The organism is Janthinobacterium algoris, assembly GCF_051380935.1.
Taxonomy (GTDB): domain Bacteria; phylum Pseudomonadota; class Gammaproteobacteria; order Burkholderiales; family Burkholderiaceae_D; genus Janthinobacterium.
Window position 1 is genome coordinate 290,548 of record NZ_JBNYXZ010000006.1, and the last position, 23,231, is coordinate 313,778.

General features: G+C 67.9%; 11 protein-coding genes and 1 pseudogene. 5 read left to right on the forward strand and 7 right to left on the reverse strand.

Features of this window, described 5'->3' with window-relative positions; all coding sequences use genetic code 11:
• Positions 1-349: 349 nt before the first annotated feature.
• The 3 genes from ACQ4W7_RS11785 (at position 350) to ACQ4W7_RS11795 (ending at position 4,112) form a co-directional block, all read left to right on the forward strand.
• Positions 350-1,252 carry a GGDEF domain-containing protein gene (locus ACQ4W7_RS11785; protein WP_436530624.1) on the forward strand — a complete coding sequence of 301 codons (903 nt, stop codon included), beginning with the start codon at positions 350-352 and terminating at the stop codon, positions 1,250-1,252.
• Positions 1,253-1,417: 165 nt separating this feature from the next.
• Positions 1,418-3,235: a PHA/PHB synthase family protein gene (locus ACQ4W7_RS11790; RefSeq protein ID WP_436530626.1), complete on the forward strand. Its 1,818-nt coding sequence runs from the start codon at positions 1,418-1,420 to the stop codon at positions 3,233-3,235.
• 31 nt (positions 3,236-3,266) lie between these two features.
• A complete protein-coding gene (locus ACQ4W7_RS11795; protein WP_426074390.1) occupies positions 3,267-4,112 on the forward strand; it encodes a universal stress protein in 846 nt (281 codons plus the stop codon).
• 110 nt (positions 4,113-4,222) lie between these two features.
• Here the strand turns inward: ACQ4W7_RS11795 and ACQ4W7_RS11800 are convergent, their stop codons facing one another.
• The 6 genes from ACQ4W7_RS11800 to ACQ4W7_RS11825 all read right to left on the reverse strand — a co-directional run bounded on the left by ACQ4W7_RS11800 (position 4,223) and on the right by ACQ4W7_RS11825 (position 20,742).
• Complete coding sequence (locus tag ACQ4W7_RS11800) at positions 4,223-4,825, reverse strand: RNA polymerase sigma factor (protein WP_436530659.1); 603 nt, start codon at positions 4,823-4,825, stop codon at positions 4,223-4,225.
• A complete protein-coding gene (locus ACQ4W7_RS11805; RefSeq protein WP_436530628.1) occupies positions 4,825-17,640 on the reverse strand; it encodes a filamentous hemagglutinin family protein in 12,816 nt (4,271 codons plus the stop codon). The genes ACQ4W7_RS11800 and ACQ4W7_RS11805 overlap by 1 nt, the downstream gene beginning before the upstream one ends.
• 291 nt (positions 17,641-17,931) lie before the next feature.
• A complete protein-coding gene (locus ACQ4W7_RS11810; RefSeq protein ID WP_436530630.1) occupies positions 17,932-18,879 on the reverse strand; it encodes a FecR family protein in 948 nt (315 codons plus the stop codon).
• A 14-nt stretch (positions 18,880-18,893) separates the two neighbouring features.
• Complete coding sequence (locus ACQ4W7_RS11815; protein ID WP_071077582.1) at positions 18,894-19,436, reverse strand: RNA polymerase sigma factor; 543 nt, start codon at positions 19,434-19,436, stop codon at positions 18,894-18,896.
• Positions 19,426-20,160: an STN domain-containing protein gene (locus ACQ4W7_RS11820; protein ID WP_436530632.1), complete on the reverse strand. Its 735-nt coding sequence runs from the start codon at positions 20,158-20,160 to the stop codon at positions 19,426-19,428. The genes ACQ4W7_RS11815 and ACQ4W7_RS11820 overlap by 11 nt, the downstream gene beginning before the upstream one ends.
• Before the next feature lie 270 nt (positions 20,161-20,430).
• Positions 20,431-20,742, reverse strand: coding sequence for a hypothetical protein (locus ACQ4W7_RS11825; protein ID WP_426074386.1), 312 nt, complete (start codon positions 20,740-20,742; stop codon positions 20,431-20,433).
• 379 nt (positions 20,743-21,121) lie between these two features.
• On the opposite strand from ACQ4W7_RS11825, the pseudogene ACQ4W7_RS11830 reads away from it, so the two are divergent.
• Positions 21,122-21,421, forward strand: a pseudogene (locus ACQ4W7_RS11830) (alpha/beta fold hydrolase); the annotation flags it as partial.
• Positions 21,422-21,430: 9 nt separating this feature from the next.
• Here ACQ4W7_RS11830 and ACQ4W7_RS11835 read toward each other — a convergent pair.
• Positions 21,431-22,417 (reverse strand): magnesium and cobalt transport protein CorA, encoded by a 987-nt coding sequence (locus tag ACQ4W7_RS11835; RefSeq protein ID WP_426074385.1) that lies wholly within the window; start codon positions 22,415-22,417, stop codon positions 21,431-21,433.
• A 94-nt stretch (positions 22,418-22,511) separates the two neighbouring features.
• Between ACQ4W7_RS11835 and ACQ4W7_RS11840 the strand changes: the two genes are divergently transcribed.
• Complete coding sequence (locus ACQ4W7_RS11840) at positions 22,512-23,036, forward strand: hypothetical protein (RefSeq protein WP_436530634.1); 525 nt, start codon at positions 22,512-22,514, stop codon at positions 23,034-23,036.
• Positions 23,037-23,231: the final 195 nt, after the last annotated feature.

Below are 23,231 nucleotides of genomic sequence, written 5' to 3' on the forward strand. Positions count from 1 at the left end.
CCGGGCGTGCCTTCGCATGCCGATCTGCATGCATTCTATTTTGCCGCATAAATTTACCAAATACAATAAATAAATCCACAAAAAAATAGTTTCCTCTATCAATAGGTAAGCAGCATGGCGGAAAAATTGCCTTACCCGAGAGTGAAGATGCCTACAACACGCTGCAGCTCCCGTCAAGACTTACATTTCCTAGCGCATGAAAACTAAATTAAATCATTAAAATCATAATATTTGTTTAAATCATTTTTGTTTAATGTATGATGGTTTTCAAGGAAAAATCAAGGCGATACAGCAGCTCTCCTTGCTTCGGTCGCCCGACATCTCTGCCTTCTTTACAGGAGACAAGCACATGAACAAAATCCTGGCCTTGCGCCTGCTCGACGCCGCCGATGACGCCGCCATCATCATCGATGCCGGCTCGCGCATCCGCTATGCGAACGACGCCATGTACGCGCTGAGCGGCTATGCTCCGGACAGCCTGACGGACCGGCAGCTCGAAGCGCTGTTGCCGGACGCCGTGCGCGAACAGCATGGCGCGCAGATCGGCGCTTATCTGGCCGGTGAAAAGAAGTCCACGGTACTCGGGCACAAGCGCCATTTCGCCATGCGCCACCGCGATGGTTCGATGCTGCCCATCGTGCTCAAGGCCATGGATCTGGGCAAGCTGGACGATGAGAACTACATGGGGGCCTTTTTCATCGACCAGCGCCACGAACGCGCCATGGAACAGCAGAATGCGGCCCGCTGGAAGCAACTGCAGCGCAGCGCCCTGAGCGACTCCCTGACCCGCCTGCCCAACCGCCGCGCCTTCGAGATCGACGCCGCGCGCGCGGCAGCGCAGGCCCGGCGCGCGGGTAGTCCGATGACCATCGGCATCGCCGACATCGATTTCTTCAAGAAGGTCAATGACCAGCACGGCCACGCCGCCGGCGACGCCGTGCTGCAAGCCATCGCGGCCGTGCTCCAGTCCCAGGCGCGGGCATCCGATGTCGTCGCCCGCGTGGGCGGCGAGGAATTCGGCCTGCTGTTCCCCCATACGGACATGGCCATGGCGCGCCAGGTGGCCGAACGCATCCGCCTTGCCGTGGCCGCAACGTGCGTCGACTTCGAGCAGACGCCCATCACGGCGACGATCAGCATCGGCCTGGCGCCGCTACCGGCAGACGGCGACTGGAAAGCCGGCTTCGAACTGGCCGATACCGCGCTGTACCAGGCCAAGAAGAATGGCCGCAACCGCGTCGAGGAAGCCTGATAGAGCAACATGTGTGTCAAATCAGCAGCAGCTATTCATGCAGGAAACGGGCGCGGCCATCCAGGCGGCAAGCGGCACACTGCATGCATCCTGGCAAACTTGATGTAGATCATAATTTTTTGAACAAGCTCTTGCTATCCTGTAAAAAAATGACGGGAGTCCTGGATGAGCAAGACGCAGCCGAGCAATGTGGAGCAACAAGTTGAACATGAGCGCCAGGGCAGCGCTTGGCAAGGCGTGCCGGCGCCCGACTATCCGGAAAGCGCGCCGGAAGGCGCCACGCTGGACCTGCTGCTGAACGCCTGGCTGGGCAAGTTCACGGGCGGCATTTCGCCGGCCGCGCTGGGCAACGCCTATGCCGACTGGCTCAGCCACCTGGCGCTGGCACCATCGAAGCAGCAAACCCTGCTGCAGGAAGCGTGGAAGAAAATCGGGCGTTGGCAACAATTTGCACTGCAATCTGCGCTGCAGCCGGCCCAGGCCGGCAGCGCCAGCGAGCCAGCGTGCATCGCACCGCTGCCGCAGGACCGGCGCTTCGAGGACCCGGCGTGGCAGCGCTGGCCGTACAACCTCATCTACCAGGGCTTCTTGCTGCAGCAGCAATGGTGGCACCGCGCCACCACGGGCGTGCGCGGCGTCTCGCCGCACCACGAGGATGTCGTCACATTCACCGTGCGCCAGTGGCTCGACATGCTGGCGCCGTCGAACTTCATGCTGACCAATCCCGTGGTGCGGCAGGCAACCTTGGCAAGCGGCGGCGCCAACCTGGCGAACGGCGCGCAGCACCTGGCCGACGACTGGCGCCACGCCGCCATGGGAGCATATGCACCCGACCAGCGCAGCTACAAGGCAGGCGACAAGGTGGCCGTCACGCCCGGCAAGGTGGTCTACCGCAATGACCTGATCGAGTTGCTGCAATACGCGCCGACGACAGCGACAGTGCATGCCACGCCCCTGCTGTTCGTGCCGGCGTGGATCATGAAGTACTACATACTCGACCTGTCGCCGCACAATTCGCTGGTGCGCTACATGGTGGAGCAGGGCCACACGGTGTTCATGATTTCATGGAAAAATCCGCGCGAGGAAGACCGCGAGCTGTCGCTGGAAGATTACCGCCAGCTGGGCGTGATGGACGCGCTCGACGCCGTTGCGCGCATCACGGGCGCGCCGCAGGTGCACGCGGCCGGCTACTGCCTGGGCGGCACCCTGCTGGCGATTGCCGCCGCAAGCATGGCGCGCGACAGCGATGCGCGTTTGGCCAGCCTCACCATGCTCGCTTCACAGGTGGACTTCAAAGAACCGGGCGAACTGTCGCTGTTCATCGACGAGAGCCAGGTGAGCTTCCTGGAAGCTGCCATGTGGAAGCAGGGCTACCTCGATACGAAGCAGATGGCGGGCGCCTTCCAGCTGCTGCGTTCGAACGACCTGATCTGGTCGCGCCGGCTGCGCCATTACCTGCTGGGCGAAGACGAGCGGGACAGCGACCTGATGGCCTGGAATGCGGACGCCACGCGCATGCCTTGCCGCATGCACGCGGAATACCTGCGCCGTTTGTTCCTGCACAACGACCTGGCCGAAGGGCGCTACCGCACGGCAGGCCGGCACATCGCCCTGCCCGACATCGACGCGCCCATCTTTGCCGTGGGCACGCTGACGGACCACGTGGCGCCATGGCGCTCCGTCTACAAGCTGCAACTGCTGACCGACACAGACGTCACCTTCCTGCTCACCTCGGGTGGCCACAACGCGGGTGTGGTCTCGCCACCGGGCCAGGCACGCCGCAGCTACCAGATGGCCACGCACCGTCACGACGCGCCGTATATCGACGCGGACAGCTGGCAGCGCGACGTGCCGCGCCACGACGGTTCGTGGTGGCCCGCCTGGCAAGCCTGGCTGGCAGAGCGCTCGGGCGCGCAGGTGGCGCCTCCGGCCATGCCCCCTGGCCTGGCCGACGCGCCGGGCGACTACGTGCTACAGACTTGACAACCGACTTCCGACAACCGAGGAAAACGCCATGCCCTACACTACCCTGCTGGTCCACGTAGACAATTCCCACCACTGTGCCCAGCGCATCCGCCTGGCCGTGCGCCTGGCCATTGCCGAAGGCGCCCACCTGATCGGCTCGGCCATGAGCGGCATCTCGCGCTATGCGTATGGCGGCGGCGTCAACGCGCTGCAATTCGCGCCGGCGCAGATGCAGGCGCTACGCACCCAGGCCAGCGTAGCCTTGCACGACTTCGAGCGCATCGCCCGTGAAGAAGGTCTGGGCACCTACGAAACGCGCTTCGTCGACGACGACGCGCAAGGCGCGCTGCTGCTGCAGGCGCGCTATTGCGACTTGCTGATTCTCGGTCAGACCGACGCGCAGGATACGCCGTCGCGCGTCATCGCCGGCACGCCCGAATACCTGATGCTCCATTGCGGCAGGCCCGTGCTGATGGTGCCGCATGCGCCGTCCGCTGCGCTAGCGGGCAACGCGCAGCATCCGCTGCTGGCCTGGAACGGCAGCGCCGAAGCGCTGCGCGCCATCACCGATGCGCTGCCGCTGCTGCAACGCGCGCAGCAGGTGACCCTGGCCGTCGTCAATTCGCACGCCCAGCCGGCCGCGCACGGCGAGCAGCCGGGTGCCGACCTGGCCCTGTACCTGGCGCGCCACGGCGTCAACGTCGAAGTGCTGCAGCACGACACGCCGCCGGGCCAGGACGTGGGCGCGGCCCTGCTGGCCATGGCGACGCAGCGCCAATGCGACCTGGTCGTGATGGGCTGCTACGGCCACATGCGCCTGCGCGAAGCGCTGCTGGGTGGCGTCACGCGCACGGTGTTGCAGGAGATGACCTTGCCGGTACTGGTGTCGCACTGACAGCATCAAGCTGCCTCGTCCTGCACGCCCTTGCCGACCTCAAGCATCTGCTGCCGGACAAGGACGGGGTTTTCCAGCGCATGCTGTAGACGGGTGGCGTGCCATGATGGTTATCTGATAACAGCAAACGATGGCGGTCCCGGCTGGAAACCAGCCTGCGCCGTCCGCAAAGCCCGGCGCGCCGTACTGATGCCGCCGAAGACGGTCTGTCCCGTCTGCGCGGCGCAGTGATCGAGCGCCTGACGTAGCAAAGTGTCGACATTGCGCAGCGAAATGCCGTGGCGCGCGGCCACCTCGTCGCGCGTGGCGTCCTCCAGGCGCAAGCCGAACAGCACCTGGCGGTGGCGCCGCGGCAGGCACGCCACCGCCCGGTCGACGGCGGCCAGCTCGGAGCGCACTTCGGCCAGCGTGGCCGGTCCCGCCGCGCCATCTGCCAACTGTTCCAGCACTGCTTCGGCGCCGTCCGCGTATTGCCAGGGCCGCGCCTGGCGCAGCCGGTCCATGGCCAGGTTACACGCCACGCGGCAGACGTAGGCATCCATGCTGCAGGCGGGCGGTGCCGGCTTGCCCGCAAGGCGCAGCCAGGCGTCGTGCAGGCTGTCACTGGCCAGCTCCGCGCAGCCCAGGTAGCGCGTCAGGCGCCGGTGCAGACGCACGTAGTGCGTGGCCAAGTACGCTTGCAGGCACGGCGACAACGCTTCCACGCTGGCCATCACAGGTCCAGCTCCTGCTGCTCCTGGTGCGTCAGGTGGGCGCGCTGAGTGGCACCCGTACCGCCGAGGCCCAGGATGGCGACGGGGCTATCCGGCCGGTAGCTGGCCGCCTTTCCACGCTTGTCGCCGTCCTCGATCGGCTCGTTGCCAAAGCCCAGCACGCGCACGGAAAAGATCGATGGCAAGCTGCCGCGCGCCGCCGCCCGCTCGCGCTGCAGCGCTTCCTGCGCCGCGCCCGTCGCCTGCGACGCCGCCGCACTGGCGTTGCTCAGGGCGGCCACATTCACGGCAGCAAGCACCGGCATGCCACTCGATTTCCCCTGCACCTGGATGTTCGCCGCGTTCAGCACCTGCAGCGCCGCCAGGTTGATATTGCCCGAGACGCGGATGCCCGCCTCGCCCGCGTCGATGGTGCCCAGGGGAGCGATCAGGTCGATATCGCCGGCAGGCACTTCCGGAATCGGCGCCAGGGTGGCGATGCCGGCGCCCGTGCTCGGCACGTCGGACGCCAACGTCACATTACCCCATTGGTCATACACGCGCTTGGGCGGCGTGTAGACGATGGTCGACTTCGAACCGCGCCCCGCATTGATATCGCCCAGCGCCGACCAGCCCAGGATGGCGCCGCCGAAGGTCGTCATGATGCGGCTTTGGCCCAGCAGCATGCTGTCCTGGGCGTACAGCGCGATATCGCCCGCACCCTGCGTGAGCACGCCGGGCACCAGGCGCGGCACCGCGAGCGGCGCCTGGCCCTCCGTGCCGAATACCTGCTTGCCGCCCGGCGCGAGCATGCTGATATCGCCGCCAAACAGGGTGTTGACACCGGACGGGCCATACATGCTGATATCGCCCTGATAGCGGATGCGCGCGCCGTGCGCATCCTGCGCGGGGAACAGCGCCGCGATGGCGTTGCGGCCGCGCAAGTAGCTGCCGAAACGCGGACCTTGCGCGTCGTTGTACTCGCGCCCGCCCGCCTTCAATTCATCGAAGAAGACCTGGCGCGCGAAGATCCGCTGCTGCTCGGGCGGCAAGGCGGAAAAACGCGTGCTCGCCTGTTGCGGCGTGCCGGCGAAACCCTCGCGCGCCGCCAGCCAGGCGGCCAGCTCCAGCGCATAGGTCTTGGCGACCTTGCCCGCCTGTTGTGCCAATGGCACGCCAGGCTGGGCCAGGTTGGCCGGGTCCAGGTAGCGCTGCGCGAAGGCGGCGAAATCGACGCCATTGACGCCATTGACGCCGGCTTCGCCCAGCCCCGCCTGCAGCACGATGCCGGCGCCGGGGCGTTTATCGCCGGCAAGCACGGCGCCCAGGCTGACCAGCGCCCCCTGCTCTTCCATGCGGATATGGCGCCCCGCCGTCAATTCCAGCGTGCCGGGACCGGCCACGTTGAAGCTGCTATGCAGGATGTCGCGGCCGGCCGCCACGATGGACACGTCCGTGGCGCGCTCATGCACGAACAGGTTGCCCGTGCTGCCGCCATTGCCATACGGGTTCTCGCGGGTATTGGCGATGGCATTCGGCAGCGCCGTCGGCTGGCCCGGCTGCGTGCCGGAGTTGACGATGTCGCGCCCGGCCCTCATCCATACGGGCGCGACACCCTCGTACCACGTCTGTCCGGCCCGCTGGCCAGCGGCAAACGCCAGGATTTCACCGCTGCGCAAGCCGACGATATCGCCTTTGCCCGCGTACAGACGCGACGGCGTGCCGGCGGCGTCGCCCAGCGGCGCGGCGCTGGGGCTGCCAAACGCGAACAGGGGAAAGCGCGCCAATGACGATTCGATGCCGTCAACGCCGCCATTGCCCGCCACGTAGGTGGCCGGCTGCTGATAGCCGGCGAAGGCGGGATGAACCGGCGTCGGCAGGCTCGATGCGGCGGCGCCCGAGCGGCTCACGGCATAGCCGCTGGCATACAGCGAATCGCCCGCCAGCAAGTCGAGCCGGCCGTTGGCCGATGGCGCCAGCAGCATGGAATAGCCGGGCGCATAATAGTCGTTTCCGCCCAGCGCCGACTTGCCCAGGAAGATGCTGCCATTGGCGGCCACCACCCCCAGCTGCGAAGGGAACAGGAAACGCCCGTCCGAATCGGCATGGTTGCCCTGGCTGGCTGGCGTCCTGCCCGAATTGACGTCGCCCAGCTGCACGCTCGGCGCCAGGCTGCCGCCGGCGGAGAACAGGTCGATCGCCGTGCCGTCCGTCCACAGCGAAAACCAGCCATAACCGCCCTGCGCATAGGCCTTGCCATTGGCCGTGAACGCGGACGAATGGGCTGTCTTCACGCGGCCCGGGTCGCCCGTGCCGGCCAGCACCAGGTCGCCCCGCGTGGACACGCGCGCCGCCGCATCGCCCAGCATCAGCGTCGCGCCACCGGTGGCCGTGCCCAGCGTGGCGCCGTAGGGATCGTAGGCGCGCTGCTCCTTGCTGTCGTGCTGCTGCGGCATGCCGCCATAATTGAAGGCGACGCCGCCCAGGCTGCCCGTCTGCAGGGCCAGGGCGCCGCGCAGATTGCTCAGTACGCCGTTCAGGTTCAGGTTCTGGTTCTGGTAATCCGTCGCCGCGCCCAGCTGCATGCCAAAACCGTTGTTGACGGCCGCCCTGGCCTGCAGGCCGGGATTGAGGTCGCCGCCGATGCGCACATCCATGTCGCCGCCGCCCGTCAGCAGCATGCCGCCGTCGGCGCCGACCCGGCCCGTGCCGGCCACGGCCAGCACCAGTCCTTCGCTGCGCGGCGACTGGTCGCCATCGGCCGAGCCGCGCCGCGCCTGCATGCCCGCATGGCCGCCCACATCGACGCTCAGGTTGCCGCCGCCCAGCGTGCCCATGCCCGTGAAGCCCACCAGCATGGGCAGCTTGTCGATAATCGGCTGGTCGGGCTGCAAGACGCTCGCGCCACCGGCTTCCTTGATATACGTGCCAAAATTGATCCACCAGCTGGCGGGTATGGGGTCGACGCCGGCCGTGCCGCCCGTGCCCTGGCGCCACAGCCAGTTGCCCACGTTGGCGCTGGCCGCCTGCCGGCGCAAGTCTTCCTGGCGCGCAACGCCGAACGCACTGACGATGTCGCCCGTCAGGTTGCCGCCCGCGCGCAACAGCACATTGCCGCCATGGTCGGGGTACCAGGCCGCATAGGGGCTGGCCGCGCCGCCATCGACCAGGGATTCATACGCGGCGCCGCCGCTGCCCAGCACCGTCGCGCCGTCGCCGGCGCGCCCGCGCGCCTGATTGTAGGCGGCATTGCCCAGGCTGGCGGTGGAAGTGCCCGCCGTATAGATGCCATATGGCGACAGGGTACTGACGTTGCCGGCCGCGATCAGGTCAAGGTCGCCCGTCCCCGTGCGCAGCACGCTGAAATGCTGGGTCGCAGGCGTCACGCTTTTCAGCGCGCCGATTTCCACCCGGTCCGGGGTGCCGGGAATCGCCTTGCCCAGCGGGATGCAAATCTCCGTGTCGCACTGTCCTTCCACAGCCAGCGGCACCGGCTTGCCGGCCAGCCAGGTGGGATCATACAGGCTGGCGCTGTCGCTCCAGGCATAGTTGTAGCGGTCGCAGGCGCCCTCTTCGCACATGCCTTCGAAATCAGGCGGCACCGGCGTGCCTGGCTCGTACCCCAGTTCGCCCCCGAACGCATTCCAGAACCAGGCACCGCCCGGCCGCGCCGGCGTGCCCGGGATGATTTTCCGGTCATACGTTTCATACAGCGCGTAATGGCTGTCGGCCAGCCGCAAGTCGCCCGCCAGCACGGGCCGGATGCTGCGCGTGTCGGCCGCGCTGGTATCGGCGCCGGACACGAGCCGCATCGACCACGACAGGGAGCCTTCCGGCAGCATGGGTGCCACCGCCCAGTTACGGCCCTGCACGCCGCCCGTGATGGCGCGCAGCGGCACGCTCAGGGCGCCGCCCGGCAGCTTGACGCGGGTATCGGCGGGGATCAGCGCACCGACGCGCAAGGTCAGCGCAGCGGCCAGCAAGACCCCGTTCGGCTTGAGGTAGTTGTCAAACTGCGCCAGGCCAGGCAGGGGCACGCCGGCCGGCCAGGTCAGGCCTTCCAGCGCGGCCGTCCCGGGCAACTGCGAACCGGCGCCCAGCTGCGTGCCTTTCGGCAGCAGCAGCGGCTGGCCCGCAACCAGCGTACCGGCCGCATACAGCAGGCGGCCGGCGCTATCGCGCACGTCCGCGCGCAGCACCGTATCGACCGGCACTTCCAGCGCCGCTGCCAGGCTAGCCGCCACCGGCAGCACGGTGCCCACGGCCAGCGTCGCCGGCTGGATGGGCAGCGCATAATTCAAGACCTTGCCGGCAGGAAACAACGTTCCCTCGGCCAGCACCACGCCATGGCCCGGCACCACCACGTCGCCGCCGTAGGCCTGGCGGCCCGGCGTCAGCACCCAGCCCTTGTCGTCCGGCGTGGCGGGCGGCGGCGCGAAACCGTCGTTGATGCTGCCAAAGATGTCGAGATTGCCGCCCGCGCGCAACACCAGGCTGCCCGGTTCGCCCGAGCCGGCCACGGCGGTTTTTGGCGTCTTCGCGTTCAGGCCCGCATAGCGGTGCGCGGACAGGTCGACGTCGCCGCTGACCACCAGGTCGCCCTGCGTGACGATTTCCACGCCGGGCCGCACATGCAGCGCCTCGGCATATGCGGCCGTGCGCAAGCCTGCCAGCTTGTTTCCCAGCAAATTGGCGTTGGCCAGCGCCGCCGCCATGAAGTCCGTGCTGTCGTCATGCTTGCTATCGAGGTAAGCCTGGTCGATGAACTGGTACGGCCGTCCGCCCGCCGCCAGGTCCGCCTGCGGCAAGCCGTCCGGGCCCGGCACGACCTGGCCATTGGCATCCTTGAGCACGCCTTGTGGCGCATCGCCGTAACGCGCCGTGCCGTGCACGGCGATATCGCGCGCGCCATCGATGCGCAGGCCTGCCCCGGCCGAGATGGCGATGTCGCCGTGCGTGGCCGCGTCGGCGTCGGTGGCGCCACCGGCGCTGCCCAGGCGCGCCGCGTGCAAGTCCAGCGTGCCGCGCGCCTGGCCGTCATGCCGGCCCTTGCCCGCGCCGCCGGCGGCCGTGCCGTGGCGCAAATCAAGCCGCGCGCCGCTGTCCAGGGCCAGCACGCCATCGCCCGCATTGATTTCGATCAACGCCCGGTTCGGCGCATCGATGATCTTGCCGTAGCTATCGACGCGCAGCGTGCTGCCATGCGCGTCGAGCACGGCCGTGCCGGCCAGCGTCACGCCATGCTTGCCCGCCAGGCGGATGGCGCCCACGCGCTCGCCGCTGGCGTCGATGGCGCCCGCCACCGTCAGGCGGCCATTGTCGAGCGAAACATTGACGCTGCCCGCCCTGATCTCGTCGCCGATGGTCAAATCCCCCCGCTTGATCTGGAAACTGCGTTCGCCGTCAACCTTGCCGTCATTCAGGCGCCGGTTCAGGGCCGCGAAATCGCCCACGTCCTGCGCGCGGATATCCACGGCGCCGCCCTTGTAGGGCAAGACGGTGCCACCCGCGTCATAGCGGCCGCTGGCGCCGCCCAGCAGCCGGCCCAGCAGGTCGACCTTGCCTGCGGCCGCATCGAGGGCGATGGCTTGCACCTTGCCGCCCTGGTTGTTACGGGCCGACACATCGATGCCGGCAGCGGCGGCCTGCGCGATATTGCCGCTGCGGCTGGTCAGTATGACCTCGCCACCCCAGCTGTACTTGTCCGCATCGTGGATGCTGACCTTGCGCCCCGCCAGGTCCAGCTGCGCGCCGTCAAGCAGGCGCACATCGCCCGTGGCGGCCAGGGTCAATTTGCCACTAGGCAACACCACGGCCGTATCGAGCGTCACGCTATTGCCCGCCAACAGCAACTCCGCGCCCAGCGCCTCGCTGCCGGCAAGCGCCGCCGGTCCGCCCGGGCCGCCCGGTCCCACTCCCGCTCCCGCAATATTGAGCGCCCCGCCTGCCGTGATGCGGTTGACGGAACCGGCTTGTCCCGTCAGCAGCGGCGTGTTCAGGTACAGATCGCCGCCTGCGTACGCGTAACCCTTGCCCGTGGCATAGGCGCCCTGCGACTGGTGCACGGCCAGGCTGCCCTTGTGGTTGGCCGTGATGCGCTCGCTGGCATTGAGCCTGACGTCGGCGAAACCCAGGATCAGGCGCTGCGCGTCGGCCAGCGTGTCCGGGCGCGTGTCGGGGCCATAGCCGAACTCGATGCGCCGCGCACGCACGTCCAGCGTGCCGCTGCCCGTGCCGGCGCCGCCGGCCAGCACGGCGCCCGGCAGCGCTGCCGGGCCGGCCGTGCCGCCATTCCAGACGAGGGTATCGGTGACGATGCGCGCCACATCGCCCGCCTTGCCGCCGCCATACATGGCCGGCGTCGTCAGCGACAACTTGTCCAGCAGCGACTTGCCGCTGGCATCCATGGTGCTCAGGGTCGTGTCGCCGTAGAAATTGAGCGACTGGGCGGCCGTCAGCGACAAGGTCTGCAAGGCCGGCGCGCCCGTGCCTGCATCGCCGCGCAGCAAGCGGTCCAGGACCTCCTGGTTCAAGGTCAGTCCCGGCGGCAGGGCGCCGCGCGCGGCGGCCGCATCGAGCGCATGCGCACTGCCCACATTGATGCCCCCGACCGCCAGGGTCAGGTGACGCGTGCCGTAGCGCACAGCGTCGCCAAGCTCGAAGGCACTGCTGGTGGCAAAGGCGATCGAGCCTTCCGAATACAGCGACGTGACTCCCGCACAAGCTGCCTGCGCGCAAGTGCCGATGCGGATGCTGGCCGGCGTGCCCACGCTATTGTATTCCGGCGCCAGCATCTGCAGGCGGCCGTTGGACACGGCCAGCACGCCGCGGTAGCCGGGTTGGTAGACGAAGCCGTCGTCGGCATCGAAGGCGGACTTGCCGCGCCCCAGCGTGCTGATGGCCGCCCCCTGCTCGACCTTGATGCCGGCGCCCTGGTTTGCCACTGTTGAGTTAGCGATGAGCAATACTTCGGCTGCCGACAGCGACGCCCCGTCACGCACGGTGATGGCGCCGGCGGCCCCTCCACTGGAGAAGTCGAGCAGGTTGCCGCCCTGGCCGTAGCGCACCACGGGCAAGCTGCCCAGCGACAGGCGCGCCGCGCCCACGGCGTTGACGTCAACGGCGCGCAGCGATACGGTGCCCATGTCGGCGCTGGTCTGGCCGCCGGCCGCCAGCACTTCCAGATGCCCTCCGTCCATCGGGAAGGCCAGCGTGCCGCCATGTCCCTTGTCGGCCGGCTGAAAGCGGGCCTGGCCCTGGAAATGGAAATCGATGGCGTCGCCATTGCCTGGCATCAACTGGACCAGCATGGTCCGCGCATCCGCTTCCAGCATGGCGCGCGGTACATCCAGCCTGGCCGCGTCGGCGCGCACGAAATCGGCATAGCTGGTTTCCCGGTACTGCGAATAACTGCGCAACACGCTGGCCGGCGTCACGATCATCTGTCGCGACAGGGCGTCACCGATGGCCGTGCCGGCCACGGACAGGCGGCCGCTGGCGGCCCAGGAGCCGTTGCGCATGGCATTCGGCGCGGCCGGCGCGATGCCGGCCTGGCCATTGATTTCGACGCGGAAGGCGCCCGGCAGCAAGGCGTAGGTCGACGGCAGCAAGGTGTAGCTGCCGGCCGGCAAACCGGGCACGCCGGCGCCTATCGTCACCTGCTGGCCCGGCACGGGCACACTGGCGCCGCGCTCGCCATCGGCGGGGGCCACCGGCGCTTGCGCACCCGGCACGATCGCGTACACGGGATTGCTGGCCAGTTCAGGCAGGATGAAGCCGCCGTTGGCCCGCGTCTGCACCAGCGGATGGTAGCGCGCATCGGTGGAACCGCCACGGCCGGCCACGAAGGCGGCGCCCAGCAACTGGCCGCCGCCCGACAGATCGAGCACGGCGCCCGGCTGCACGTCGACCGCGCGGCTCTTCATCGCCAGCCCCACCTTCAGATTGGCCGTCGTGCCATAGGTGCCGCCCGCGCCCAGCAGGCTGACATCCTGGCCATCGTAGCGCCAGCTGACGCCATCGGCCGTGCCGCCATACGGCAGCATCAGGCCGGCGCCGCTGACCGACGTCACGCTGTCCGGCAGGAAGCGCAAAGAACGCGTGTCCGACATGCTGGCGCCCGTACTGACACCCAGCACGATGCTGCCCAGCGGGGCCAGCAACACGCCGCCCTGCTCGATCGCGGCGGCGCCCAGGGTCAGCGCGCCGAAAGCGGAAGATGGCGGCAGCGGCGGCGCTGCACCATCTGTGCCGGCGCGGCCTATGCGCAGCAGGCGCTGCTGCGCATAATCGCTGCCCCCGCCCAGGTAGCCGGCCCGCACGATGGCGCTGGCGCCCGTTGCCGGATAAATGCGGGCCGCCGTCAGCAACAGGTCGGCCGGCGTGTTCAGGACGGTATTCTGGCCGCTGACGGTGGCGCCCAAGAAACGCAAGTCGCCATGGCTGACCAGTTCCACGCTGTCGAAGGCACGCCGGTCAAGCACCATCGGCAGTCCTTGCGCGCGCTCCTTGCCGCCGTGCGCACCCGTCGTCAGCACGTCGCGCACATCGAGCAGCTGCTGTGCTTCCAGGCGCAGGCTACCCACGGCCGCTTGCGTCGATACGCCGCCCGTCAGCGTGGGACGTATCTGGCCGTCGCCCGTGCCGACGGCGCCGATGCCTGCCAGGCGCATGTACGGTGCCGCCAGCAGCACGCGCGTGGCCGCCGCCGCGCCGTCGGCCAGTACCAGGGTGGGCGCGTACAGATGCAGACTCTGGCCCAGCGACAGGGACAGGTCGCCATCGAAGCCGAGCATGCCGTTGCTGAGGATGGACAGGTTGCCGAAGCCGCCAGCGGCCACCTGCGAGGCGGCCAGCGCCGCGTGGCCATACACGAACTGCGCGGCCGCCTGTTCCGGCTGCGTGCCGGCCAGCGTGCCTCCGGCCGGCTGCTGGCGCAGCATGAATTCGCGCGCCTGGCGCACGCGCGCGCCCGCTGTATCGCGGTACAGCGGCGTTTCCAGCGCCAGAGCGAGCGTGCCGCCGGCCGCGCCGGCGCCACCCGCGCCGGCTTTCATCAGGCCGTCAAGGTACAGGCCGTTGTTCGACGCCAGCGCGATGCTGCCGCCACGGCTGGCCACTTGCGTGGCGCCCAGGCCCGCCACGTCGAGCTGTGCCTGCGTGCCGGAAGCGTCAAGCAGCGCGCCTTCGCGCACGGCCACGAACAGGTGCGCCGCATCGGCCTTGCCCGTGGCATGGTCGAGCGTGCCGCCCACCACGATGCTGCCGCCGTCGCGCACCAGGCCATAGCGCTGGCCGCGTGCATCGACGGCCGTGGCGGCGCGCGCCGCCACGTCCAGCACGGCCCCGTCACCGATCCAGATCGAGCGGCCATGCCCGGCACCGTTGGCCACCTCGGCCGCCTGCACATCGCCCGCCATACCTTCCAGCACGATCTTGCCGCCCCAGGCATTCAGGCGGCCATCGAGCGTCAGCTGGCCGATGCTGGCGACCGTGATCGACTGGCCAGGATCGACTTCCACCATGGCACCGTGGCCGATACGCGCCTGGACGCTGGCCATGTCCGCGCCGCCGGAGACCTCCGCCACACCGGCCTGCAGCCGCAAGCTGGCGCCAAGGCGCTGCGTCAGCACGCCCTTCCTCGCGTCTTCGCGGTATACCGGCGACAGCCACGCTTCCACCTCCTGCCCGGCCAGGCGCAGCAGCGGCATCGTCACCGCGACCTGCGCGCCGTCGGCCACCGTCAAGCCGCCGTTGCCGCCGATATCGTAGCGGGAAAAACCCTTGTCAAAAAAGCCGCTGTCGAGCTGCAGCGTGTCGGCCGCCGCCTGCGCCGCTCCGCCGATCAGCACCTTCGCCGCGCGCACCTGCAGGGTGCCACCGCCCTCCATGCCCTGGCCCAGCAGCGCGCCATCGAAACCCAGGCTGGCCGCGCGCTCGCTACCCTGCATGCGCGTTTCCAGCGTCACGTTGCCGCCCTTGCCGCCGCGTACCGCACCGCCAGCCAGCTGCGCCGCGCCCGAGCGCACATCGATGCGGCTGTCCTGGCGCAGCAGCACGCCGCCGCTGCTGCGCAGGGAAACACTGCCGCCATGCCGGTATGCCAGCTTGGCGGTAGGCAAGGCCTCCTCCTGCAAGGGTTTGCTCCACAAGCCGCTCGCGTCCAGCGTCACGCCGCCGGCCACCTGCACGCCGGCCTTGCCGCCGGGCGGCGCCTTCAGCACGCTGTCCTCGATGCGGCCGTTGACAGCCTGCCGCAGGATATTGCCGATCTGGATGCCGCCCGCGTGCGCCGTCACGTCGGCATTGACCGCCACGTCGCTGCCGTACAGGGTCACGTTGCCGCCGTCGGCCACCCGCACGGCGCCATTGACGGCGATCGTATCCGTGGCGGCAATGCGGATGGCGCCCAGTTCGAAGCCGTTCAGGCGTGCCGTATCGAGCACCAGGCGCCCCTGATGCGAGGTTGGCAGCAGCGTGCCCAGGTCCAGGCCCGCAGCGATATCGTCCGCGCCGCCGGCCAGTTGCACCTCGCGCATAACGGCACCCAGGCTGTCGTACGTCAGGCCGGTGCTCTTTTCGAACATGGGCACGGAGCGGCCGACGATCAGCTGGCCGCGTGTGGCGGCGGCCTTGTGCGACTGATGGTAGCCATCGACACCGGCCTGCGCCGCCTGCTGCTGGCCCGGACCCTGGACGGCGCTGGCGTCGATCAGCCCTTCCAGCACGGCCGCCTGCGTGCCAATCACCAGCTTGCCGGCATCGCGCCCCACCGTATACCCGTTTTCCAGCCGCTGAAGCGGCGCGATCAGCGGACTGCGGTAGGAAGCCGTGGCGGACTCGCCCCAGCGCGCGTGCAGCTCTTCAAAGCCCCGGTACAGGCCCGTGTACAGCAGGTCGCCGGGCGCGCGCGATGCTTCGTACTGGCGGCCGTCGGCCCCATTCAGCCAGGTCTGGCGGATCGAGCCGCCTTCCACCCGCAAGGTGCCGCCCGACAGGTTGATGCTGGAACCGGCCTGCGTGACGACGTCCTTGCCGCCAAAACTGAGCGTGCCGCCCTGCGCCATCCATTCTCCCACCGTGTGTCCCTGCATGCCCAGGTAGCCGCCCACCTCCAGCAAGCCGCCCGCCGTGTACCAGCGGTCGCTGTCATAGCCGTTCGTCCCCTTGGGAACAAACACGAGGCTGCGCCTGTCCAGCCAGATATCGCTGCTATTGAGTCCCTTGCCATCGCGGTTGCCTGGTGCGTCGCGCTGTTCGTTGCCCTGTACGTTGACCTTGACGTTGTTGCTTTCCATGGCCAGCCTGACCCCGGCCGCGCCCGCTACGTCGATCCGCGCGCCATCGCGCACCAGGCTGCGGCCGGCCGCATTGACGCTGATCTGCCCACCTGTGGCCAGCGTCAGCGACGCGCCCTGGAAATCCACCGTGCCGGCGCTGTCGATGGCGATGCGCGACTGGTCGCGCCGGTCCGCCAGCGGCAGCATGGACTCGGCGCCGCCCACGGCCGGGGCGCGCAAGCCGTCACGCTGGCTGTCGAGCGCCGTATTCCTCGCATCTTCCTCGATCAAGACGGCTGTCGTGGCACCCTGTCCCAACACCACGGCGGCCTGCTCGCCCAGCGCCTGCAGGTGCACCGTGCCGCGCGCATTGACGCTGGTGCTGGCCAGCAGCACGCCATCCTGGCGCACCTCGCGCCCGGCCAGGGTCGCATCGCCTTCGCGCGCCTGGATCAGCCCCGAATTGGCAACCTTGCCTGTCGCACCCGCCACGCCGGACCGGGGCACGACCTCATTGCCACGCGTGGTGGACAGCGCATTGCCATCCGTGCCCACGCCCTTGCGGATGAAGAAACTGTCGCCAGCGGCCAGCAGCGCCTGTCCCTTCGGTGCCAGGATCTCGCCGCCGTTATGCACCTCGGCGCCCGCCAGCAGCACATAACCGCCCCCCTCGGTGGAATTGGCGGGCGCGCGCGTGGCAAGGCGCGCGCCGCGCAGCACATCGACCTTGCCCAGTGCATCGCTGATCGATGGCACGCTGCCATTGCTGTAAATGCCGCGCTCGCGGAACTGCGCGTCGCCGATGCCGGCTGCGGCAGCTACCAGGTTGCGCGTATCGACCTGGCTGGCGCCATGGAAGACGATGCCGTTGCGGTTGACCAGCAGCACCGTGCCGTCGCCCTCGATGCGGCCCTGGATCTGGCTGGGACGCGCCAGCGGATCATTGACCCGGTTCAGCACGGCCCAGTCCTTCTGCTGCTGGAAGGACAAGATCGTATCCTTGCCGACATTCAACGTTTCCCAGTTCAGGATGGCCTTGTCGGCCGTCTGCCGCACCAGCACCGTCGTCTTGCCTCCCTGTACCGTCTGCACGGGCGCCTGGGCGTTGAGCCAGCCAGCCGTCAGGCTGTTGGCATCGATCTTCAGGCCGCCATTCACCAGGCCATCGGGCGCGCCGGGCGCACCGGCCGCTGCCTGGCGCGCCTGTGCCTGCGCCGCCTGCTGCGCAGCGATGGCGCGCGCGGCCAGATTCAGGTTGTTGAGCGAACGCTGCAACTGCTCGCCAGCCTGCTGGCCGGGCGCCGCCGGCCGTCCGGCCAGCGGCACGCCGCCGGGCTGCCGCCCCGTTTGCACCACTGTCGCCTGCGTCGCACCCTTGCCGGCAAACCAGGCGCCGCTGAACGCTTGCTGCGCCTGCGCCTGCTGCACCGTGCCACCCGCCGCCAGCAGCACGGCCACGGCATAGGCGAGTGGCGTAAGCCGCATGGCCGCTTGCGGCGCGGGCACGCGCAGCGTCTGTGTCATGGTCTTGCGCCGGGCAGTGTGAAACATGGTCATGGCAATGATTTCCTGGAAAAATAAACGTGCTGGTTGGTCGGGGAAGGCGCGCTGAAAATGCGCTGCTCATGACTGGGACGCATGCTGCCCGCCTAACCCGCATTTATTTTTTGGCACCGTACCCGGCCAGCCATGAGCTGCCGAAGTACCCGGGCTTGCGCTGGCGAAGCGACCCCGGGCACATGCGTTTTCCAGAAACACGATTGAAGACAACGCTGGTAGCGTTCCCATAGTTGAAGGTGAGATACTGTGGGTCCACGCCCGGCTTGATGCGCGCGCGTGTGACAGGGCCTAGCTGAGCAAGACCAGATTGCCAGGCAAGTAGGTGAGTCGGGCGCCGTACAGGTCGCGGATCAGCGCCAGGGCGACATCGAGCTTATCGATGGAAAACTGCGCCTGGACGCGGCGCATGCCCAGCTCTTCGCTTTGCAGGAAGATCTTGCCGGGCCGGTATCGGTTGAGCTCCTCGACCACCTGCGCCAGCGGCGTGTCATTGAACAGCAGCAGGCCGCGGCGCCAGGCCAGCACGGCATGGGAATCGGCCGGCGCGGCCAGGCGCAGCACGGCCGCGCCGTAGCGCAACTGCTGCGACGCGGACAAGGTGGTGCGCCGCTGCGGGTGGTCGACTTCGACCCGGCCTTCCAGGCAGCTCAATTCCACGTCACCATCCGGAAGGTAGCGTACGTTGAAACTGGCGGCGCGCGCCTGCAGCCGTGCGCCGCCGGCCAGCACGGTACACGCCTCACGGCCACCCGTCACGATCTGCGCTTCACCGGCCAGCAATTCGATGAACGCGGCCTCATCCGCGCCGCGCAGGTTCAGGCGTGTCTGCGTATTCATGCGCACTTGTGCGCCGCCGGCCAGCGCCAGTTGGCGCTGCTCGCCCGTGCCCGTGCGATAGTCGGCGGCCAGTTCGCCCACGGACGGCCACAGGGCCAGCGGCGGACGCAAGGCCAGCAGCGCCACGCCCGCGGCCAGCGCGCCGCCCAGGAAGGCGCGCCGGCCGCGCGACGGTGCGCGCATGGCTTGCTCGCGCGCCACCGCAGGCGCCGCCATGCGCAGGCCGCGCCACAGCTGCCCCAGTTCCCGCGCCGCCCGGGCGTGGCCGGGACTTTGCGCGCGCCAGCGGGCGAACGCCTGCGCATCGGCCTCGCTCGCCCGGCCCGAGCGCAGGCGCACCAGCCATTGCCTCGCCTGTTCCTCGATATCGCCGTCGCTGTCGTTGCTGTGTTGGGTCATGATGAAGAATCGTATCAGAAGCGGCGCGGGCCGCCACGGGCGGCCATGTCGGCCGGCGCGCCCACGTATTGCTGGCAATGTCGCAGGGCGTGCCGCAACTCTTTTTCCACCAGGCTCAGCGAAATATCCAGGCGCGCGGCGATCTCGCGATTGAGCTGGCCATCGATATGCGCCGCCAGCAGGATCTCGCGCTGGCGCGGCGTAAGCTGGCGCAGCGCCGCTTCCAGGGCGATGATCTCGCTGCGCGCCGCGACGATGCGTTCGGGATCGGCCAGTTCGTCTTCCACGTCGAACAGGGCGTCGATATCGGCATCGTTCAATTTCCGGTGTTCGCGGCGGTACTGGTCGGTGGCGACGTTAACCGCCATCTGCAGCAGGTAGGCGTCGGGATTGCGCACGGCTGTATTGCCGGGCATCGACTCCAGGCGCAGCCAGGTCTCCTGCAGGGCATCGCTCGCGCGCTCCCCGGTGCCGACGATGTACTCAAGCTTGCGGCGCAGCTGGCCATAGCGCGTCACCAGCACGCCGCGCAGGCGCGCGCGCAAGCTATCGGGCATCAGCCTGGTCCTCCACGGGCGCCGGCTGGCAGGCGCCGCCCGAGTCATCCGGGCGCAGCAGAATGGTGATCGGCTGCGGCATGGTCGGCGACGGCGGCTCGAATACCTGCGCACGCAAGCTGCGCGAAATCACGGCATCGCGCAGCGGGCGTCCCGTGCTGCCCGCCTGTTTCAGCGTCGCCACGCTGCCCGACGCGGCGATGCGCAAGCGTAGCGCCAGACGATAGCTGCCGGGGCGCGTCAGGGTCGAGCGGCACAGGACGCGCAGCAATTGCGTCTGCACGCCACTGACATAAGCGCCATAATCAGCACCGTCCGCACGCACGGCATCGATGGCGTCCAGGGCGATGGCACCGCTTTCTGGTGGGAGTGGCGGCGTAGCCGGGGTATCGCCGGCAGGCAGCTGGATGATGGCGGCATTCGCCGCTGGAAAATGGACCTGCAGGCCGGTGCCCGACAGCAGGCGTTGCAGCGCCTCCGGCGCCGGCAGGCTGCCTTGCACGGCACTGCTGTAGCGCTGGCGCAGGGCGCCGCTGGGCGCCAGCACGGAAATCCCCGTGATCAAGCCATACGCCCTGAGCGCGTCGGCGAGCGGCTGGGCAGGAATCTGGAACGCATACAGCGGAGGCGCGGCGTGCGCCGTTCCTGTCGCGGCGAAGCCGGCCAGCAGCAGGCATCCGGCCAGCGCCAGCACACTGAGCGACGCCGGGCTTGCTGTCATCACGCTATCGTCCTGTTCTCGAAATGGGGCTGTTGCCGACGGATGCTCCATCGACAGCAGCAGGCTACACGGCAAAAGTGACACCATCGTGACACGCCGTGACCAGCCGCCGCCTTCCGCCATTCGTCACCCCATGCTCGGCCGCGCTGCCGGGCAGGCGCCTCCCGGCCATCGACAATGGCAAGCACGGCGACTTCTTCATCGAGTACGCGTCGGGTACGAGGCGGCGGTGGTCAACGCCATCGCCGCCCTGTCCCGTGCCTGAGCGCCTGACTACATGCGCTGGCAGGCGGCCGGCTGGCCGTTTCGCGCAGCCGGATGCCAGCTCTTGCCCGAGCTTTTCACCTTGCAGTTATGCGCATCGCGATTGCTCAGCACATCGCCGCCACACTGGGCCGCCGAGCAGCACTGCTGTACCGTGGCGTTGACATTGCATGCCGCGTTGGGCCCGGCGACCGGGGCCTCGGGCTTGGCCATCTCGCCGCTGGCCGGTTTCGCCGGCTTGTCCTGGGCCAGGGCCGGCGCCTGCGCCAGCACAAGGAAGGACATCGATACCAACAGGGCGCTCAGGAAATGACGTTTCATTGCTGCTCCTCGAAAGGTAAACCATGAACCGGCCCACGGCTTGCATCAGCGCTTGTGCGAGACCGCGCCGCGACTCGGCAAGGGACGAGCCGCCGCCGCGGGCATTTCCGCATAAGCTAACTCGCAAACGGTATGACGAAATCATGGTAGCAGCTAATTGCGCGCCAAATCTCTCGAATGATTGCAGCCGCGCCTGGCGCTGGCGACGCCCGCAGGCGTCTACAATAGGGCTGGATCGGCATGCCGCCGGCCGCCGCGCCGCAGCCTGCGGACAGGCGGCATGGCATGCAAGGTCAGCCCCCCCACAAGGAGTATCGGCATGAACAATCAGACCACCATCGTCCTCGTCCACGGTTTCTGGGGCGGCGCCGCCCACTGAAGCTTTTGCCAGAACCTCGATGCGGAAGAAGGCGCCGTGCTGGGCGTGATCCAGAAGGCGCCGCTGGCCAGTACCTTCGGCGACACTGTCAGCGACCCGGCCTGGAAGCATAAACCCAGCTGGTACCAGATTTCCAGCGCCGACCGCCTGCTTTCCCCCGTCAACCAGGAGCGCATGGCAGCGCGCCTGAATGTCCGCAAGGTCATCACCCTGAACGCCAGCCACGCCTCGCTGGCCTCGCGTCCCGTGGAAGTGGCGGCGCTGATACTGGAAGCGGCTGGCGCGGTGGCTGACGGGTAAGCCTGCTGCCTACAGCCAGCCCTCGCGCTTCAGGCGCCGGTGCAGCCAGTAGCAGCCGGCGATGATGACAACGATCACGGCCGGATAGCTGCCGCGCCACTTCAGTTCGGGCATGAATTCGAAATTCATGCCGTACAGGCTGAAGACCATGGTGGGCACGGCCAGGATGGCGGCCCAGGCGGCCAGGCGCTTGACCACCTCGTTCTGGCGGATAGAAATCTGCCCCAGCGCCACCTGCATGGCCGAATTGACCAGTTCGCGCATCTGCCCCGCCGTATGCGTCACCCGTTTGACGTGGTCGAGAATGTCGCGGTAATAGATGCGGTTTTCCTTGGGCACAATGTCGCCATGGAAACGGATCAGCTGGGTGCAAATGTCATGCAGCGGGTTGACGGCCGCGTCGAGCTTGAGCAGTTCTGTCTTGAGCTGGTAGAAATCCTGCAGCTTGTCTTCGCTCAAGCTGGGCTTGAACAACTGCAATTCATGGTGCTGGAACCTGGCCTGCAAATGATCGATGCAGGGCTGGTACTGGTCGACAATGAAGTCGATGATGGAATACAGCACGTAGCCGGGGCCGCTGGCGAGTTTCTCGGGCACGCTTTCCTTGCGCTCACGCAACTTTGCGTAGCCGGCCGAGGCGCCATGGCGCACCGTGATGATGAAGCGGGGGCCGAGAAAGACGTGGGTTTCGCCATACACGATGACGTCGCCGTCCAGGGTGGCCGTGTGCATCACCATGAACAGGGTGTCGCCATACTCTTCCAGCTTGGGCCGTTCGTGCGCGCCCTGCGCATCCTCGACGGCCAGCTCATGTAAACCAAACGCCGATTGCAGCGCCTGCATGGCGGCCGCATCGGGGCCGGCCAGGCCTATCCACACGAAACAATCGGGCTCGCCAAGGAAGTCGCCCACCTTGTCGATATCAAAGTGCGCGATCTTCTTGCCGTCGCGATAGGCTTCGCCATTGACAACGGCGGCGTGGGTACTCAGGTCCATGGTGATTTTCTGCTAATGGCGGCAATATTGGGGGGCCAGTATAGCGGAGACCATGATAAACATGCCAACTGAGCGAGCGCATTGACGTGCCTGCATGCGCCAGCGGCACGGGACTTCCGCACCAACCTGGAGCATGGAAGTGGGCGTGAAGGGGGAATTGGCCGACGGCCACGCCAATGGCTCCATCGGCATCTTCGAAATCAAGCAGGATAAGGTGGCCCAGCCGCTGGCCCAGCCGGACGGCGCGCACAGAGTCCCCGGCACCACGACGCAAGCGTATTACGCGGCGCGCGGTGCCACCAGCGGCGGCATCGAGGGAGAATTGTCGGGCCGCCTGGCGCCGGGCTGGAGCGTGACGGCCAGCGCCAGCCACTTCCGCGCCAAGGACCGCGAGCAGCAAGATATCAATACCCTCTCACCCCACTCGACGGCGCGATTGTTCACCACTTGGACAGTGCGGCCCGGCCTCACCGTGGGCGGCCCCGGCCACCAACCAATATCCACTTTTGCACGATCAAATACCCCGCTGTGCGCAAGCGCTTGGAAGGACTCCAGACCTTGTGAGAGGCGAGGCTTTGGACATGGACATACCGGACACAGGTGTCGTCGTAAGGACTGAGGGCGCCAGCCCGGGTTGGCTGAAGCTTCGATGTGACAACCCAGCACATTTCACGCCGGCCGACCTTGACCCAAAAATCGACAAGTTGCTGATCGTTGTCGTGGCGCCAAAACGCAGGGCGTTCGCAATAGCGATCACACGGGGACTGCCTTCCACGAGGGTCCAAAGCCGAACTTGGAACGGGTCGAACAGCAT

What these genes read in the sequence shown, in the direction of transcription:
- ACQ4W7_RS11825 (WP_426074386.1), bottom strand. Translation starts at nt 20,742, where the DNA reads ATGAAACGTCATTTCCTGAGCGCCCTGTTGGTATCGATGTCCTTCCTT.
- ACQ4W7_RS11810 (WP_436530630.1), bottom strand. Translation starts at nt 18,879, where the DNA reads ATGACCCAACACAGCAACGACAGCGACGGCGATATCGAGGAACAGGCG.
- ACQ4W7_RS11785 (WP_436530624.1), top strand. Translation starts at nt 350, where the DNA reads ATGAACAAAATCCTGGCCTTGCGCCTGCTCGACGCCGCCGATGACGCC.
- ACQ4W7_RS11840 (WP_436530634.1), top strand. Translation starts at nt 22,512, where the DNA reads ATGCGCCAGCGGCACGGGACTTCCGCACCAACCTGGAGCATGGAAGTG.
- ACQ4W7_RS11805 (WP_436530628.1), bottom strand. Translation starts at nt 17,640, where the DNA reads ATGACCATGTTTCACACTGCCCGGCGCAAGACCATGACACAGACGCTG.
- ACQ4W7_RS11795 (WP_426074390.1), top strand. Translation starts at nt 3,267, where the DNA reads ATGCCCTACACTACCCTGCTGGTCCACGTAGACAATTCCCACCACTGT.
- ACQ4W7_RS11835 (WP_426074385.1), bottom strand. Translation starts at nt 22,417, where the DNA reads ATGGACCTGAGTACCCACGCCGCCGTTGTCAATGGCGAAGCCTATCGC.
- ACQ4W7_RS11790 (WP_436530626.1), top strand. Translation starts at nt 1,418, where the DNA reads ATGAGCAAGACGCAGCCGAGCAATGTGGAGCAACAAGTTGAACATGAG.
- ACQ4W7_RS11800 (WP_436530659.1), bottom strand. Translation starts at nt 4,825, where the DNA reads ATGGCCAGCGTGGAAGCGTTGTCGCCGTGCCTGCAAGCGTACTTGGCC.
- ACQ4W7_RS11815 (WP_071077582.1), bottom strand. Translation starts at nt 19,436, where the DNA reads ATGCCCGATAGCTTGCGCGCGCGCCTGCGCGGCGTGCTGGTGACGCGC.